This window comes from Faecalibacterium longum (assembly GCF_040094125.1).
In the GTDB taxonomy this organism is placed as follows: Bacteria; Bacillota; Clostridia; order Oscillospirales; family Ruminococcaceae; genus Faecalibacterium; species Faecalibacterium longum.
On the sequence record NZ_JBBNIH010000165.1, the window covers coordinates 36,567 to 52,718 of the forward strand.

The window sequence follows — 16,152 nt, forward strand, 5'->3', positions numbered from 1 at the left end:
TCGATCCTTCTTTCTCCTTTACAGGCGCATCAGAAGCCGTACCTTCCCTGTGCGAATGCCGGATACACATTCCTTGCGTTCTGCAGAGTTGTCTGTGCTTCCGAAGCCAGTTCCCCGGCCGGTGTCAGAAGCGGTTCTGACAGTACTGAACACATAATTTGTGCCATAAGCCATGCCTGATGAATCTTTTTCTGCTCTGCTTCGGTCAGGCTGTTGAAATCGATTTTCTCATCGTCCGAATCGTACAGCATCCTTTTCTGCTTCTGTCTGGTGCGCTGTTCCATATATTTCATCTCATTTACTACCGGATAAAATGCACTGCGAAAGCGTACCAGAAAGTCCGAATAGTTTTCTGCAATACTTGCAGTCTTTTTCATAAAATCTGTCATAACAGCCATCTTTTCCACCGCCGTTTCGGCCCGCGCCGCCGTGGCTTCTGCACTGGCCAGATTTTCATCCGCCTTGGCATTCATGATAAGGCCTGCGGCTGCCAATACCGGCCCGACAACGATGCCGCCGAGAACCAGTGTGCCGCCCGCCATGCCCAGACCGCCTGCGGTCAATGCACCGCCGCCAAACCATGCCAGCGTTGCATTGGTCGCTGCCACGCCGGACAGACTTGCAATGGCCGTGCCTGTTGATGCAGATGCAAACATCATCGCTCCGCCGTAGGAGGCAATGCCTGCCAGCACTCCGGTGCCAAGAGAAGCAACGCCTGCCCGCGCAATCTCCGTTGCCTTCAAAGCAGCAACTTCCATATTTTTCAGGTTTTCTGTTCCCTGACGCTTGAGCTTCAGACGTTCATCCCCGGCCACGTCACTTTCCATCCGGACATTCTTGAAGGCTCTGAACGTACGGATAAAATCATTCATTTCTTTCGACCAGATATCTACCTTGAGCACTCCCAGCCGTTTCAGGCATTCCGCTGTGCAGGTCCTTTGTTCCTCCAGCATCTCCCGCGCCTCGTCATAGATATTCTGTGCCTCCGCAACGATCTGCTTTGCGTTTGCATTTTTTGTGTGAGCAGATACACTTTTTACAGCACCGGTGATGCCGGCCAACGCCGCACCACCCAGCAGGATAAAAGGCACCGCCATTTTATTTTTCTCCTTTCCTAATGCGTTTATTGTTCTGCCAGTACCCGCACATAGTCTCCCTGACTCCGCACCCACATTTGGATACCTGTGCCAAACACCTCAGCCTCTATGATCCAGCCCTTCTCCGTCACCTGCAAAACCTTTGCAGTGGGCAGACGGTCAAGTACAGATTCCAGACTCGGCCCGGTATACTCAAACCGAATGGTCTGCAACTCGCCGCCGTACATAAACTGGATGCGCTTGCGCATCTCGCCCTCCTGAAATCGGTCGGTGTACCGCTGTGCAAAGTGTCGGTCGAGGGTTTTGTAATTTTGAATGCGGTCAATACGATAAATCGTCGGGGAATTGTCCTGCGGGTTCTGGAAGTGTTTGTCCTTGTCGATGCCTTCGATGAACGCCGCCAGATAGAAATAATACTCGCTGAACAGGATGCCCACCGGCTCAATGGTGCGCACACGAGTCTCGCCGTCGTGGGTGCGGCAGTAGGTAATTTCCATAACATTGTGATTTTCTACTGCCGTGCCGATCTCCCACAGGCTCTCGATAAACTTCCGGCCATGCTGCGGCTCAACGTAATGGAAGCGTTCGTTGCTGATGAGGTCTTTGACCTGATTCAATCGGTCCAGCGGGGTGCACACCTGCACCAGCTTGTCCAGAATGGGGAACATTTCCTCCTTGACCATGGAGCGGCTCTCCAGCAGGATCTTGCACACTGCCAGAATCTCGCTGCTGGTGAGGAAGCGGGAAAGCGTGTCATCCAGCAGATAGCCGCCCTTTGCGGAGTTGTATAAGATCTCTCGGCGCGGCTCGCTGTCTGCAAAATGATTGCGCAGGGTGTCAAGATCGCGCTGGATGGTTTTCTCACTGACACCGAAGCGGTCAGCCATCTGCTGTTTGTTCAGCACACCGCCCTGTACCAGCACCTGCTGGATATAGAGTATACGGTCCAATCTACTATTACGCACAGTTCATTCTCCTTCTCTGCTCATTGTAACACAACACAACTATCGCTGCAATTCTTTGTGTGAAGTTTTGTCGTTTCACGGAATTACAAAAAAATTTTTGTCTCTTTTGCACAACCCCAGTATACAAAAAAAGATGGACAGATTGCCTGTCCATCTCCTAAAAAGTCAAGGTAGACTATTCTTAAATTGCCAACCTCTTTTGAAGCGATAGGCGCTGTTCATCAGTTCATCTGTGATGGTGTAAAGCGCCCGGCGTGGCGAACCATATCCGCCAATCAGCCCAATCACAATCGCAAGATTCAGCACAAATGCAATGCTCAACAGCACCATCAAAAATTTTTTCATACGCTCTTCTCCTTCTGCCTTATGTTTCTATCAACTTTTCTGCTCTCATTATACAGATTTGGCTGGACGGTATGGTTGTCCATCCTCCACAAGCAACAAAAAAGGAACACGGCATTCTCGTTTTGAATGTCCCGTGTTCCTTCTGTCCGCTTTTGCAGCGGCTTCTTTTACATAGAAGTCAATCGTTCATTTCGGCATCCTCCCGAATCTGCCGCTTATATTTATAATAGGTATTCCGGGCAAGTCCAGTCAATTTTATGCAGTCCACATCAGGAATCGGCGGAAACTGCCAGCCTCCCTGTCTTTCTTGCTCCGTCATTTATATATCCTCAATTCATTGAATTCTTGACTAAACCAAAACCCTCCCCGGCAAAACCATTCAGTTTTACCGGGGAGGGTTTATCATACGCTTATCTTCCCATGTTTTGCAGGATTAGTGCATCTTCATGCAACAATCTTACTTTCTGGGATTTTTGATAGCAGCCTGGGCAGCAGCCAGACGTGCGATAGGCACACGGAAGGGAGAGCAGCTGACGTAGTCCAGACCGACATTGTGGCAGAACTCGACGCTGGAAGGATCGCCGCCGTGCTCGCCGCAGATGCCCAGACCCAGGTCGGGACGGGTCTCACGGCCATCATGTGCAGCCATCTTGACCAGCTTGCCGACGCCGACCTGGTCCAGATGCTGGAACGGATCGCTCTCGTAGATCTTGTTCTCGTAGTAAGCGCCCAGGAACTTGGCAGCATCGTCACGGCTGAAGCCGAAGGTCATCTGGGTCAGGTCGTTGGTGCCGAAGCTGAAGAACTCAGCTTCCTTGGCGATCTCGCCGGCAGTCAGAGCTGCACGGGGGATCTCGATCATGGTACCGACCAGATACTTCATGTCAACGCCGGAAGCCTTGATGAGCTCGTCTGCGACCTTGACGACAACGTCCTTGACGAACTTCAGCTCCTTGACCTCGCCGACCAGCGGGATCATGATGTGCGGAGTGATGACATAACCGGTCTCAGCAGAGACGTTCAGAGCCGCCTTGATAACAGCGCGGGTCTGCATTGCTGCGATCTCGGGGTAGGTGACAGCCAGACGGCAGCCACGATGGCCCATCATGGGGTTGAACTCGTGCAGAGAAGCAACGACGTTCTTCAGGTCATCAAAGGTCATGCCCATGTCGGCAGCCAGCTCCTTGATGTCCTCGTCCTTGCTGGGCAGGAACTCGTGGAGAGGCGGGTCCAGATAACGGATGGTCATCGGGCGCTCACCCATGATGCGGTACATCGCCTCGAAGTCACCCTGCTGGAACGGCTCGACCTTGGCCAGAGCAGCCTCGCGCTCTTCCACAGTACGTGCGCAGATCATCTCACGGACAGCCTTGATGCGGTCCTCAGCAAAGAACATATGCTCGGTACGGCACAGGCCGATGCCCTCAGCACCCAGGTCAACTGCCTGCTGTGCGTCGCGCGGGTTATCAGCGTTGGTCATGACCAGCAGCTGACGAGCGGCGTCTGCCCAGCCCATGAAGCGGTTGAAGTTCTTGTTGCCGGTAGCGGCGACGGTAGCGACCTGCTCACCGTAGATGTTACCAGTGGAGCCGTCGATGGAGATCCAGTCGCCCTCGACGAACTTGTGGCCGTTGAGCTCGAAGGTCTTAGCCTCTTCGTCAATCTTCACGTCGTTGTCGTTGCCGCAGCCGGAGACACAGCAGGTACCCATACCACGAGCAACAACGGCTGCGTGGCTGGTCATGCCGCCGCGGACGGTCAGGATGCCCTGAGACACCTGCATACCGACGATGTCCTCGGGAGAGGTCTCCAGACGGACCAGAACGACCTTCTTCATCTTGCCGGACTTGACCATCTCCTCAGCCTCTTCGGCGGTGAAGACGATCTGGCCGCAGGCAGAACCGGGAGAAGCTGCCAGACCCTTGCCGACGACCTCAGCAGCCTTCAGGGCAGCTGCGTCGAACTGGGGATGCAGCAGGGTATCCAGCTGCTTGGGCTCCACGCGCAGGACAGCCTCCTGCTCGGTGATCATGCCCTCGTCCACCAGGTCACATGCGATCTGCAGAGCAGCCTGAGCGGTACGCTTGCCGTTACGGGTCTGCAGCATGTACAGGTGGCCGTCCTCAATGGTGAACTCCATATCCTGCATATCGCGGAAGTAGTTCTCCAGACGGGTAGCGATCTCAACGAACTGGTCGTAGACCTCAGGCATCTGCTCGTGCAGGTGGCTGATGGGAGACGGAGTGCGGACACCAGCAACGACGTCCTCGCCCTGTGCATTGATGAGGTACTCGCCCATCAGCTTCTTAGCGCCGGTGGCGGGGTCACGGGTGAATGCAACGCCGGTGCCGGAGCGGTCGCCGGAGTTACCGAAAGCCATCTGCTGGACGTTGACAGCGGTACCCCACTCGTAGGGGATCTCGTTCATCTTACGATAGACGTTTGCACGGGGGTTGTCCCAGCTGCGGAAGACGGCCTTGACAGCCTCGATGAGCTGATCCTTGGGGTCCTGGGGGAACGGCTTGCCCTCGTTGTCCTCATAGATCTTCTTGAAGGTGCCGACCAGTTCCTTCAGGTCGTCAGCAGTCAGGTCAACGTCATTCTTGACGCCCTTGGCTTCCTTCAGCTTATCGATCTCGACCTCGAACAGGCTCTTCGGGACCATCATGACGACGTCGGCGAACATCTGCACGAAGCGGCGGTAGCAGTCATATGCAAAGCGGGGGTTGTTGGTCTTCTTGGCCAGACCCTCGACAGCCTCGTCGTTCAGGCCGAGGTTCAGGATGGTGTCCATCATGCCGGGCATGGACTGACGTGCGCCGGAACGGACGGAGACCAGCAGCGGGTTCTCGTTGTCGCCGAAGGTCTTGCCGGTGATCTTCTCGAGGCCCTTGACGTGCTCGAAGATGTCAGCGGTGATCTCGTCGTTGATCTGGCGGCCATCTGCGTAGTACTGGGTGCAGGCCTCGGTGGTGATGGTGAAGCCCTGCGGCACCGGCATACCGGCTGCAGTCATCTCAGCCAGACCAGCGCCCTTGCCGCCCAGAATGTTCTTCATGGTGACCTTGTCGCCGCCAAAGGCATCGTTGCCTTCGCTGAAGTAGTACAGATACTTTTTGCTCATGCGTGTTTACCTCCCAAATGGTGGCCGCTGGCGCGAAGCACGGCGGTCTTATCGTTGCTCTGTCTTGTCATACGATAAACATTTCTCTATGAATGCTAAACTATTATACCAGAATTTCACGTCTATTCCATCGGACAAATCACCGAATTTGTTTGATATTTTTTGTGCAAACCCTTGCATTTTACTCACTTTTTGGGTAATATAAAATGGGAAAGATTTGAAGAGGATTTTCGAGTTCTGACGCCGTTTTTGGGTAGTTGGATACAACTTTCCATCCATTAAACTCATTGCCGTTTTTGTTTGTCTTCCATCTTTCCGAATTTCTTCTATCTTGGATACAACATTTTCTCTTCCGCAGGGGTCTGCACAGCTTCTGCGAGAGGCGGTTTTGGAGGAGGTTTTTCTCTATGCAGAATATTGATGCATCCGCACTGGCTGCCGCAAAGGCAAAGCTCGACGCTTCCGAGGCCCAGCGCGAAGAGGTGCTGCTGCGCCACATCGCAAACGGCGTGGACATCCGCAGCCGCAATGTGGAGATCGGCTCTGAAGTAGTCATTGCCCCGGGAGCCGTCATCCTCGCAGGCACCATCCTGCGCGGCAAGACCACCATCGGCGCAGGCTGCGTCATCGGCCCCAACACCCTCATCGAGGACAGCACCGTGGACGAAGGCACCACCGTCAACGCCAGCCAGGTCTACAGCAGCCACCTCGGCCCCCACAACAACATCGGCCCCTTCACCCATGTGCGCATCAACACCGTCACCGGCTACGGTGTGCATCTGGGCGCTTATGTCGAGACGAAGAACTCCAACTTTGCCCGGGGCAACACCGTCAGCCACCTGACCTACATCGGCGACAGCGATGTGGGCAAGTACTGCAACTTCGGCTGCGGCACCGTCACCTGCAACTACGACGGCAAGGACAAGTTCCGCACTCAGATCGGCGACTACTGCTTCATCGGCTGCAACACCAACCTTGTCGCCCCCGTCACCATCGGCGACGGGGCCTACACCGCCGCCGGCAGCACCATCACCAAGGACGTTCCCCCGCAGGCTCTTGGCATCGCCCGGGAGCGTCAGACCAACCTCGACGGCTGGGCTGAACCGAAAATGGAGGCGTACATTATAAAGAAGCAGAAACTCGAAAAAGAGCAGGGTTAAGTTTTCCGTTTTTACTCTCCCTCCGACTCTGCCCAGAGCGCCGGTTCCGCATCCAGCGCTTTCCATCTGCCCCGGCGCACGTTCCGCATCCGTGCGCCGGGGCATTTTATGTTTTTTGTGTATCTTTTTGCGCGCGCGTATGTTATAATAACATATTGTTCGAAAACAGATCCAACGTAAAAAAGGCAGAATATATCATATGAATACCAATGACATCTGGCTCATTGCCGGCCTCGGCAATCCGGAGCCGAAATACGACGGCACCCGTCACAACGCAGGCTTTGCCGCGCTGGACTATCTGGCCGGCAAGTGGGGCATCTCCGTCTCCAAGACCAAGTTTCAGGGCCTGTGGGGGCAGGGCGAGGTGGACGGCCACAAGGTCGTGCTCCTGAAGCCCCTGACTTATATGAACCTCTCGGGCGACTCCATCGGCCCGCTGGCGGGCTTCTTCAAGATCCCTGCTGACCACGTCATCGTCCTGTGCGACGACATCACCCAGAACCCCGGCAAACTGCGCATCCGGCCCTCCGGCTCTGCGGGCGGCCACAACGGCCTCAAGAGCATCATCGCCCGCCTCGGCGGCGAGAACTTCCCCCGCATCCGCATCGGCGTGGGCGCAAAACCCCGCCCGGACTACGATTTGGCCGACTGGGTGCTGGGCAAGTTCCCGCCCGACGACGCCAAGGCCCTCGCCGACCGCTGCCCCGACATCGCAGCCGCCGCAAAGCTCATCATGGACGGCAAGCTGGGTCTGGCGCAGAGCAAGTATAACGGGTAATCCCTCTCAGGCGCTGACGCGCCAGATTCCCCTTTTTGTCGCTTACGCGACATCTTCCCCCGGCCGGGGGAAGTCTTTCCTCAGAGGGGGAGCCCTCGGCAGCAGGGCACTACCGTTCCCGATAAAAGGACCCTCTCTTGTCTCGCAAAAGCCTGACCGACACGCCAGTGGCTCTCCCCATGGGAGAGCTGGCATCGCGCAGCGATGACTGAGAGGGCTGAAAGGAGGTCCACCATGTACGAAGCGCTCCTGAAAAACACCCCTGAATATCAGAAGATAGCGGCCAGCCTCGCCTCCCCCGGCCCGGCGGCGCTGTTCGGTCTGCCTCCGACAGGCCGGGCATTGCTCTACGCCGCGCTCCAGAAGGACACGGGCCGCATCCTCTGCGTCGTCACGCCCGGCGAGGCCGAGGCCACCCATTTTGCCGACGACCTCAAGACGCTGGGACTCTCGGCGGCGGTGTTCCCGCCCCGGGACTTCATGCTCCGCCCCGTCGAGGGTGCGGGCCGCGAGTACGAGTACCGGCGTCTGTCGGTGCTGGGCGCACTGGCGGGCGGACGGCTGAACGCCGTCTGCGTCCCCGCCGAAGCCCTGCTCCAATACACTGTGCCGCAGGATGAGTTCCAGAAGAACACCCTCACCCTCAAGCCCGGCATGGTCTACAACCGCGAAGCGCTGGTGGAGCGGCTCTTCGCCGCCGGATACGTGCGGCGAAGTCAGGTGGACGGCCCGGGACAGTTCAGCGTCCGGGGCGACATCGTGGACATCTACGCCCCCGATATGCGCCAGCCCGCCCGTGTGGAGTACTGGGACGACGAGATAGACTCTCTCGCCTCCTTCGACCTACTCACCCAGCGGCGGGACGGTGCGCTGGAAAAGATCTATCTTTCCCCCGCCCGTGAGGTGCTGTTCGGCAGCACCGCCGACACGGCGGAGGCCCTCCGCGCCGCCCAGAAGAAAGCCCGCGGCAAGCGCCGCACCGCCCTCGAAAAGGCCATGGAGTCTGACCTCGCCCAGCTGGACAGCGGCGTCATGCCCGAGGCTATGGACAAATACTACGGTCTGCGGTACAAGACGCCCGCCACATTGCTCGACCACCTGAGCAGCCCCATCTTCATCCTCGACGAGGTGGGCGGAATCCGGGATGCCCAGAAGGCCACCGAGTTCCGCCGCAGCGAAGAGCTGACCGGCCTGCTCGAGGAGGGCGTCATCTGCCCCGGCCTCGATGTGCTCTACCAGACCATGGACGACCTCGCCATTGCGGCGCAGGACCAGAGCACCCTGCTCTGCGAGAACTTCCTGCGCGGCATGAACGAGTTCAAACTGAAAGACCTCATCAACGCCGAGGCGTTCGCGGCCCCCAACTGGGGCGGCGACCTTGCTTCCCTGCGGGAAGACCTCGACCCGCTGGTCCAGCAGGGGTACGCCGTGGCCCTTTTCGCCGGTACGCCCAAGGGTGCAGCGGCCCTTACCCGCGATTTGGCTGACAAGGGCTATGCCGTCAGCATGAGCCGGGACGTCCGGCCCGCGAAAGGTCTGGTTCAGGTACTGCCCGGCCACCTCACGGCGGGCTGCACCTTCCCGTTCGCCCGCGTGGCGGTCATCTCGTCCCGGCGTCATGGTCTGGACGACGAGGCCGCCGAAAACAAAAAGCGCAAGAAGAACAAAAACGCCCTGTCCAGCCTCTCGGACATCAAGCCCGGCGACTATGTGGTTCACCAGAGCCACGGCATCGGTATGTATGCGGGCATCCAGCGTCTCGAGGTGCAGGGCGCGATAAAAGATTACCTGAAGATTCAGTACTCCGGCTCCGACGTGCTGTATGTGCCGGTCACTCAGCTCGATCTGCTGAGCCGCTACACCGCCCCCGGCGACGAGGAAAAGGTGAAGCTTGCAAAGCTGGGCGGCACCGAGTGGCAGCGCACCCGCGCCAAGGTCAAAAAGGCCACCGAAGAGATGGCGCAGGAGCTTATCGAGCTCTACGCCCGCCGCCGTCAGGCCACGGGCTACGCCTTCCCCGCCGACGGTGATTGGCAGAACGATTTCGAGTCCCGCTTCGAGTACGACGAGACGGACGACCAGCTCACCGCCACCGCCGAGATCAAGAAGGACATGGAAAAGGGCTGGCCTATGGACCGCCTGCTCTGCGGCGACGTGGGCGTCGGCAAAACAGAGGTCGCCTTCCGCGCGGCCTTCAAGTGCGTCATGGGCGGCAAGCAGTGCGCCATTCTGGCCCCCACCACCCTGCTGGCGTGGCAGCACTACAACAGCATCATCTCCCGCATGGAGGCGTTCCCGGTGAAAGTCGGGCTGCTCTCCCGCTTCCGCACCGCCAAACAACAGAAAGAGACGTTGCGGGGCCTGCAGGCCGGCAGCGTGGACATCGTCATCGGCACTCACCGCCTTCTCTCCAAGGACGTCCGGTTCCACGACCTGGGCCTTGTCATCATCGACGAGGAGCAGCGTTTCGGCGTCAAGCACAAGGAGAAGCTGAAAGAGAACTTTATCGGCGTGGACATGCTGACCCTCTCGGCCACCCCCATCCCCCGCACCCTGAACATGGCCATGAGCGGCATCCGCGACCTCTCCACCATCGAGCAGCCGCCCATCGAGCGCCAGCCGGTGGAGACGTTCGTGTTGGAATACAATGACGTCATCCTCGCCGAAGCCATGAAGAAGGAGCTGGCCCGGGGCGGTCAGGTCTACTACCTGCACAACCGGGTGGACAACATCGAGTCCTGCGCCGCCCATGTCAGCCAGATGGTACCCGGGGCGCGGGTGGGCATCGCCCACGGCAAGATGACCGAGGAAGAGCTGAACCCCGTCTGGCAGCATCTGCTGAACGGCGAGATAGACATCCTCGTCTGCACCACCCTCATCGAGACGGGCATTGACGTGCGCAACTGCAACACCCTCATCATCGAGGACGCCGACCGGATGGGTCTGGCCCAGCTGTACCAGATCCGGGGCCGCGTAGGCCGCTCGGGCCGGAAAGCCTACGCCTACTTCACCTTCCGGCGGGACAAGACCCTCACCGACATCGCCCAGAAGCGGCTTTCGGCCATCCGGGAGTTCACGGCCTTCGGCTCCGGCTTCCGCATCGCCATGCGCGACTTACAAATTCGCGGCGCAGGCAGTCTGCTGGGCCACAGCCAGCACGGCCACATGGAGGCTGTCGGCTATGACCTCTATGTCAAGATGCTGGGTCAGGCCATCGCCCGTGCCAAGGGCGAGCCCATCCAGCGCGACAAGAGCGAATGCCTCGTGGACCTGCGGGTGGACGCCTTCATCCCGGAAAAGTATATTGCCGACGGCCCGGGCCGCATCGAGGCCTACAAGCGCATCGCCGCCATCCAGACCCCCGAAGACGCCGCCGACGTGCTGGACGAACTCATCGACCGCTACGGCGACCCGCCGCCCTCTGTCAGCGACCTCGTGAACGTCTCGCTGGTGCGCGTACAGGCCACCGCTGTGGGCGTCTACGAAGTCACCCAGAAAAAGGACACCCTGCTGTTACAGGTGGAGACGCTGGATGTGGCCATGATTCGCGGCCTGCTCATCGCTTTCAATGGCCGGGTGACGGCAGGAGCCGGCACCAAGCCCTACCTCTCGGTGACTCTCCAACCCGACGAAAAGCCGCTGGAACTGCTGCAAAGCATCCTCAAGGCGATGGCAGACATCCTTGCCGCCCCGCCGGAGGAAAACACCGGCAAAAAATAAATTCACTAGGAGTACACTTATGAAAAAGAAACTCATCGCGCTCGTCTGCGCCCTCGCTCTGGCCGTCGGCCTCGTGGGCTGCAGCCTCTCCACCCCGGATTCCGTAGGCACCATCGGTGAGGTGGACATCCCTTCCGGCCTCTATCTGCTGGCCCAGTTCGATGCCTACCAGACCGCCGCCGACCTCGCTTCCGACGACCAGGACGCCACCAAGGTGTCCAGCTTCCTCAAGGCCACCATCACCGTCGATGACGCCACCGGCGAGACCGCCGTGGTCAGCGACTATGTGGCCCAGAAGACCCTCGAGAACCTCGAGTCCTACGCCGCCATCGAGACCCGTTTCGATGAGCTGGGCGGCGTGCTGACCCCCGACGAGGAGACGCAGGCCGACAGCTACGCCTCCCAGCTGATGGAGCAGAACGGCGACCTCTATAAGGCCAACGGCATCGGCCTCGACACCCTCAAGCGGTTCGAGCGCATCCTCATCAAGAGCAACGACCTGCTCGAGAAGTGCTACGGCACCGACGGCGAGACTCCCGTCTCCGACGCAGAGCTGACCAGCCACCTCGAGGACGAGATGGTCTACATCCGCTATGTGGTCGTGCCGCTCTACAACACCAGCACCTTCGCTTTTGCTGATGACGACCAGAGCGCCCAGATGCTTGAGCTGGCCCAGACCGCCGCCGAGAGCTGCAACGCTGCCACCCCCGATGGAGCCAGCGCCCAGACCTCCGCTTTCAGCGCCGCCGTCGCCGCTGCCCTGCCCGACATCTACGCGGTGCTGGATAGCGAGCCCTCTTCCGACGCTTCTTCTCTCTCCACTGCTCTGCTGGGTTCTGACAACATCGACGCCACCTTCTCCGAGGAAGGCACTGCCGACGCTGTCCGCGCCCTCAAGCCCGGCGAGGCCGCTGCCGTGCAGTATTCCAGCTATGCGCTGATGATGCTCGTCCGTCTCGACCCGCTGGACGCTGACACTTTGGACAGCCTCCGCGCACAGGCCCTCTCCGACATGAAGAGCGGCGAGCTGCAGGACAGCATTCAGTCTTATGGCGCCCAGCTGCCCCACGCTCTGGATTCTGCCGCCATGAAGAAGATGCCGGCTTCCAAAATCAAGAACGAGAAGTAATTTTCCTCAAAAATAATACAAAAGCTCCGGGAAACTGTTGGTCCCCGGAGCTTTTCTGTTATCATACTGCTTTTCAAATTCCGCTTCCAGCGCCGCGCGGATATGCATCGTGCGGCGTTGCTTTTTGTCGGTTTTTATGGTATCCTCTTAGCAGAAAGGCGCTGTCCAACCAAACGCAGGCGGCTATTGCTCCTCACCGGTCTCGCTGTCTTGCTCTTCGGAGCAAAGCAAGCGCGGGAGGGCAACTTTTTGGAGTTCCGCTCCCGACGCTCACAGCGAAGGGAGGGATGCCTTATGACTACATCGGAAATTCTATTGCTTTTCCAGACGATCATCGCACTGTTGGCACTTCTCGTAAGTGTTGTACATCTGATGGACGACCGGAAAAAGGATGATTCTTATGGCAGCAAAAGGAAAAAGCACAAAAAGAAATGACCGCCCACAGTTCCCCAACTCGGTGGCGGTCATTACTTTTTGTAGCGACTTAAACTGGTGAGGAGCTAGCCGTTTGCACGGATAGCGCCTTTCCTTATCTTTATTATAGACAGTCGTACGTGGATTGTCAAGCACAAGAATACAAAGGAAAAAGCACAAAAAGAAATGACCGCCCAACGCTTCCAACCGGTGGCGGTCATTACTTTTGTAATGCTTGACTGGTGAGGAGCTAGCCGTTTGCACGGATAGCGCCTTTCCTTATCTTTATTATAGACAGCCGTACGTGGATTGTCAAGCGCCAGAACTTTCAGAATACAAAAGATAAAAACGGACCGCCCGCTTCGGCCTTTTCAGGCTGGGGCGGGCGGTCCGACGCTTTCTAACGCATTCTGATGCAATCCGACGTTTTTATCCATTCCCTTAAAAACAATGCAGATGCATCATTTTTCTTATATTCCGGCGTCATTTTCGCCTTCTGCGGCATCTCAAAACGGACAGTTTTTGCGCTTTTGAGTTTCCATGATTTTCCAGCTCATGCATCTCTAGCTGGTCTACACCTTGATTATAGAGGAATCGTTCTCCAATGTCAATAGCCCAGCACCTATAAAAAGCCTAAGGGCGAGATCCCTTGCGGAACCTCGCCCCCTAGACTATGTGAGATAAATCACTACATGCGCGAACATATAATGTTTATCATTACAGGCCGTGTGCCTGTAATTACTTTTTAAGAGTCAAGCAATTAGACCTTAGCAGCGACGATGACAATAACGTCATACTCCTTGCCGTCAGTAGCAGCCTTCTTGGTGGTTCTGGTCTCCATAGCGACGCTGACTTCCTTGACGTCCTTGCCAGCGGCAGTTGCAGAATAGCCGTTGCCCAGAATCGCATTCACATCACCAGCCAGCTTGTTCCACTTGTAATCACCGCTGGTAGGAACGACAACTGCAGCAATAACATACTTGCCTTCGGCAACCTCGCTATCAGTGAGGTTAATAACGTAACCGGCATTAGTAAAATCGTTCTTAGTGGTCTCTTTAGTAGCCACCTTCTTAGCAACTGCAGTAGCCTTCTCAGACAGCGTATAATCGACACCGTTAACAGTGACCTTGTTGTCCTTGACATACTTATGGAAGGCGCCATTGACCTTGGTGGTGGTACCAGCGTCATTCAGAGCGTTCAGCAGCTGCTTCTCGTGGACAGCATCGCCAATAGCGCAGCCAGTCAGCATGGAGACAGCCATGACAGCAGTCAGAGCAACAGCCATGATCTTCTTGAACATTTTCATAGTGATATTCCTCCAATAAAAAATATTTTTTATTTCGGCAAACCACTACAAGAACTTCGTGGTCTGTCTCGATGGGTTCAGTATAGTGCATTTTCACAAGATTGTCAAGATACGGTATTGTTTTCAGCATTTTGTCCAATCAGAAGCCGTGAAAAATAGCAAACTGCCCGTTAAATATGCATCCGTGCCAAAATTTGTGCCAAAGATCCTCAAAAGCTGCCCTTTGCTTTACCTTTATAACAAGGGCAAAAGCTCTACCTGCACAGGGTAAAATGGCCGAAAGTCCGTTCATGCTTTTACTGCCTTTTCAAACTCCGCTTCCAGCGCCTCGTTGACGGCGCGGACGGCGGCGGCATCGGGTTTGATGGCCGTGCGGTCGTAGGTGAACAGGCCGTTCACCTCGTCCTCCACGTCGGTCAGCTGGGTGTACACCAGCGCCGAGAGGCCCTTTTTCAGCTGCGGGAGCACCGTCTTGCGCTGCAGATCGCAGTAGCGCTCCGTCAGCTCTGCCCGGCTTCTGGCCGTGCCGTAGCCGTAGGTCTTCCGGGGCGGCTCATGGCCGGGCATGGGCCATGCAATGCCGCCGTACTCGCTGAGGACCACCGTGCGCACGTTCGGGCGGATGCGGAGCGGATAGAAGTAGTTGTGGATGGAATGCACATCTCCCCCGCCCCGGTCGAACCAGCCGCTGGCCTCGTCCACCGGACGGGACGGGTCGAGGGCGCGGAGGGTCTCGGTGGCTTTCCGTGCATCGAACTGCCCCCACCCCTCGTTGAACGGCACCCAGCACCCGATGCAGGGGTGCCGACCCAGCGCGGCTACCGTGTCGGCCAGCTCCCGGGCGTACTCCTCCCGGCTGTGGACGCTGCCCCGGCCCAGAAAACCCCACAGCAGCTTCCCGTCCGGGGCGCGGCGCATCAGGGGCTGTAAGGCGTTGGTCAGGTAGGTGACGTACCACATCGGGTAGGCCCCGCCGCCGTTGACCATATCCTGCCAGACGATGATGCCCAGTTTATCGCAGTGGTAGTACCAGCGCTCCGGCTCGATTTTGGCGTGCTTGCGCAGCAGGTTGAAGCCCAGCTCCCGCACGGTGTGCAGTTCGTGCTCCACGGCCGCGTCGGAGGGCGGGGTGTAGAGGCCGTCGGGCCAATAGCCCTGGTCCAGCAGGCCGTTGAGCAGGATGGGCCTGCCGTTCAGGAAAAACCGCCGGATGCCTTTTGCATCCTCTTTGCACTCCCACTTGCGGAGGGCGAAATAGCTGTGGACGGTGTCGAAGCCCTCTTCTTCGCCCTGGGTCGTTCCGACGGTCAAATCATAGAGGAAGGGGCTGTCGGGGCTCCACGGGAAGAAATGCTCTTCGGCAATGTTCAGGGTCACTTCGCCGTCCCGGTCGGCCTCGTCGCTGCCCCAGTCCTCGGCGATGGTCACGCCGCCGGCCCGCACCACGGCCCAGAGGTTCACCGCGCCGCCGGGCTTCGAGGTATGGACTTTCACCGTCACCGTCCGGGCGTCGTAGTCCGGGGTGACGGTCAGCGTATCAATGTAATTTTCCGGCACCCGCTCCAGCCAGACCGTCTGCCAGATGCCGCTCTGGGCCGGGTAGAACATCCCGCCGGGCCGGAGAGTCTGCTTGCCTCTCGCCTGCGTGCCGGTGCCGGTGGGGTCCTGCACCGCCACCCAGAGGGTGTTGCGGCCCTCCGGGCGGAGCAGGTCGGTGATGTCCAGCGTGAAGGGCCAGTAGCCGCCCCGGTGTCCCCCGGCCAGACGGCCATTCACCTCCACCGCGCAGGCGTAGTCCACAGCCCCGAAGTGGAGCAGGACGCGCCCTCCCTCGCCCGCCGGGGGCGTGAAGGTGCGGTGGTAGTGGAGCCACTGGCCGGGCTGCAGCGTCCGGCCCACGCCGGAGGCTTTCGCCTCGGGCGAATAGGGTACGAGGATAGCGCCGTCCCACTTTGCCGGGAACTCCGAGCTCTGGGTGATGGCGTAGTCCCACGGGCCGTTCAGGTTGACGTAGCTGTCCCGGCGCATACTCGGGCGGGGATATTCGGGGAGCGGATGCATTTTAGTACCTCTTTTTCATAAGCTAGTCCGATTTGGCTCTCCTTTTCAGGGGC

General features: G+C 58.1%; 11 protein-coding genes. 5 read left to right on the top strand and 6 right to left on the bottom strand.

Features of this window, described 5'->3' with window-relative positions; translation table 11 throughout:
- Nucleotides 1-29 precede the first annotated feature (29 nt).
- The 4 genes from AAAU26_RS11515 to ppdK all read right to left on the bottom strand — a co-directional run bounded on the left by AAAU26_RS11515 (nucleotide 30) and on the right by ppdK (nucleotide 5,531).
- Nucleotides 30-1,097 (bottom strand): hypothetical protein, encoded by a 1,068-nt coding sequence (locus AAAU26_RS11515; protein WP_207676720.1) that lies wholly within the window; start codon nucleotides 1,095-1,097, stop codon nucleotides 30-32.
- Between the two features lie 26 nt (nucleotides 1,098-1,123).
- Nucleotides 1,124-2,062, bottom strand: a complete 939-nt coding sequence (locus AAAU26_RS11520) for a helix-turn-helix transcriptional regulator (protein ID WP_158395259.1) — start codon at nucleotides 2,060-2,062, stop codon at nucleotides 1,124-1,126.
- A gap of 165 nt (nucleotides 2,063-2,227) precedes the next feature.
- Nucleotides 2,228-2,407, bottom strand: a complete 180-nt coding sequence (locus AAAU26_RS11525) for a hypothetical protein (protein ID WP_117554102.1) — start codon at nucleotides 2,405-2,407, stop codon at nucleotides 2,228-2,230.
- Between the two features lie 457 nt (nucleotides 2,408-2,864).
- Nucleotides 2,865-5,531: a pyruvate, phosphate dikinase gene (gene ppdK / locus AAAU26_RS11530; protein WP_158395261.1), complete on the bottom strand. Its 2,667-nt coding sequence runs from the start codon at nucleotides 5,529-5,531 to the stop codon at nucleotides 2,865-2,867.
- A 407-nt stretch (nucleotides 5,532-5,938) separates the two neighbouring features.
- Here ppdK and AAAU26_RS11535 point away from each other — a divergent pair, with 407 nt between their 5' ends.
- From AAAU26_RS11535 to AAAU26_RS11555, 5 genes are all read left to right on the top strand, one after another.
- Nucleotides 5,939-6,691, top strand: coding sequence for a DapH/DapD/GlmU-related protein (locus AAAU26_RS11535; RefSeq protein ID WP_227618617.1), 753 nt, complete (start codon nucleotides 5,939-5,941; stop codon nucleotides 6,689-6,691).
- Nucleotides 6,692-6,890: 199 nt separating this feature from the next.
- Nucleotides 6,891-7,469 (top strand): aminoacyl-tRNA hydrolase, encoded by a 579-nt coding sequence (pth, locus tag AAAU26_RS11540; protein WP_158395265.1) that lies wholly within the window; start codon nucleotides 6,891-6,893, stop codon nucleotides 7,467-7,469.
- A gap of 234 nt (nucleotides 7,470-7,703) precedes the next feature.
- Nucleotides 7,704-11,189 carry a transcription-repair coupling factor gene (mfd, locus tag AAAU26_RS11545; protein WP_227618618.1) on the top strand — a complete coding sequence of 1,162 codons (3,486 nt, stop codon included), beginning with the start codon at nucleotides 7,704-7,706 and terminating at the stop codon, nucleotides 11,187-11,189.
- Between the two features lie 19 nt (nucleotides 11,190-11,208).
- A complete protein-coding gene (locus AAAU26_RS11550) occupies nucleotides 11,209-12,318 on the top strand; it encodes a foldase (protein ID WP_227618619.1) in 1,110 nt (369 codons plus the stop codon).
- 294 nt (nucleotides 12,319-12,612) lie between these two features.
- Complete coding sequence (locus AAAU26_RS11555; protein WP_160141214.1) at nucleotides 12,613-12,753, top strand: hypothetical protein; 141 nt, start codon at nucleotides 12,613-12,615, stop codon at nucleotides 12,751-12,753.
- A gap of 739 nt (nucleotides 12,754-13,492) precedes the next feature.
- Here AAAU26_RS11555 and AAAU26_RS11560 read toward each other — a convergent pair.
- Nucleotides 13,493-14,038, bottom strand: a complete 546-nt coding sequence (locus AAAU26_RS11560) for a hypothetical protein (RefSeq protein ID WP_227618620.1) — start codon at nucleotides 14,036-14,038, stop codon at nucleotides 13,493-13,495.
- A 288-nt stretch (nucleotides 14,039-14,326) separates the two neighbouring features.
- Nucleotides 14,327-16,099 (bottom strand): glycoside hydrolase family 2 protein, encoded by a 1,773-nt coding sequence (locus AAAU26_RS11565; RefSeq protein ID WP_227618621.1) that lies wholly within the window; start codon nucleotides 16,097-16,099, stop codon nucleotides 14,327-14,329.
- Between the last annotated feature and the right edge of the window lie 53 nt (nucleotides 16,100-16,152).

Excerpts from the sequence above, each read along its gene's own strand:
- AAAU26_RS11515 (WP_207676720.1), bottom strand. The coding sequence starts at position 1,097 with ATGGCGGTGCCTTTTATCCTGCTGGGTGGTGCGGCGTTGGCCGGCATC.
- AAAU26_RS11525 (WP_117554102.1), bottom strand. The coding sequence starts at position 2,407 with ATGAAAAAATTTTTGATGGTGCTGTTGAGCATTGCATTTGTGCTGAAT.
- ppdK (WP_158395261.1), bottom strand. The coding sequence starts at position 5,531 with ATGAGCAAAAAGTATCTGTACTACTTCAGCGAAGGCAACGATGCCTTT.
- AAAU26_RS11535 (WP_227618617.1), top strand. The coding sequence starts at position 5,939 with ATGCAGAATATTGATGCATCCGCACTGGCTGCCGCAAAGGCAAAGCTC.
- pth (WP_158395265.1), top strand. The coding sequence starts at position 6,891 with ATGAATACCAATGACATCTGGCTCATTGCCGGCCTCGGCAATCCGGAG.
- mfd (WP_227618618.1), top strand. The coding sequence starts at position 7,704 with ATGTACGAAGCGCTCCTGAAAAACACCCCTGAATATCAGAAGATAGCG.
- AAAU26_RS11550 (WP_227618619.1), top strand. The coding sequence starts at position 11,209 with ATGAAAAAGAAACTCATCGCGCTCGTCTGCGCCCTCGCTCTGGCCGTC.
- AAAU26_RS11555 (WP_160141214.1), top strand. The coding sequence starts at position 12,613 with ATGACTACATCGGAAATTCTATTGCTTTTCCAGACGATCATCGCACTG.
- AAAU26_RS11560 (WP_227618620.1), bottom strand. The coding sequence starts at position 14,038 with ATGAAAATGTTCAAGAAGATCATGGCTGTTGCTCTGACTGCTGTCATG.
- AAAU26_RS11565 (WP_227618621.1), bottom strand. The coding sequence starts at position 16,099 with ATGCATCCGCTCCCCGAATATCCCCGCCCGAGTATGCGCCGGGACAGC.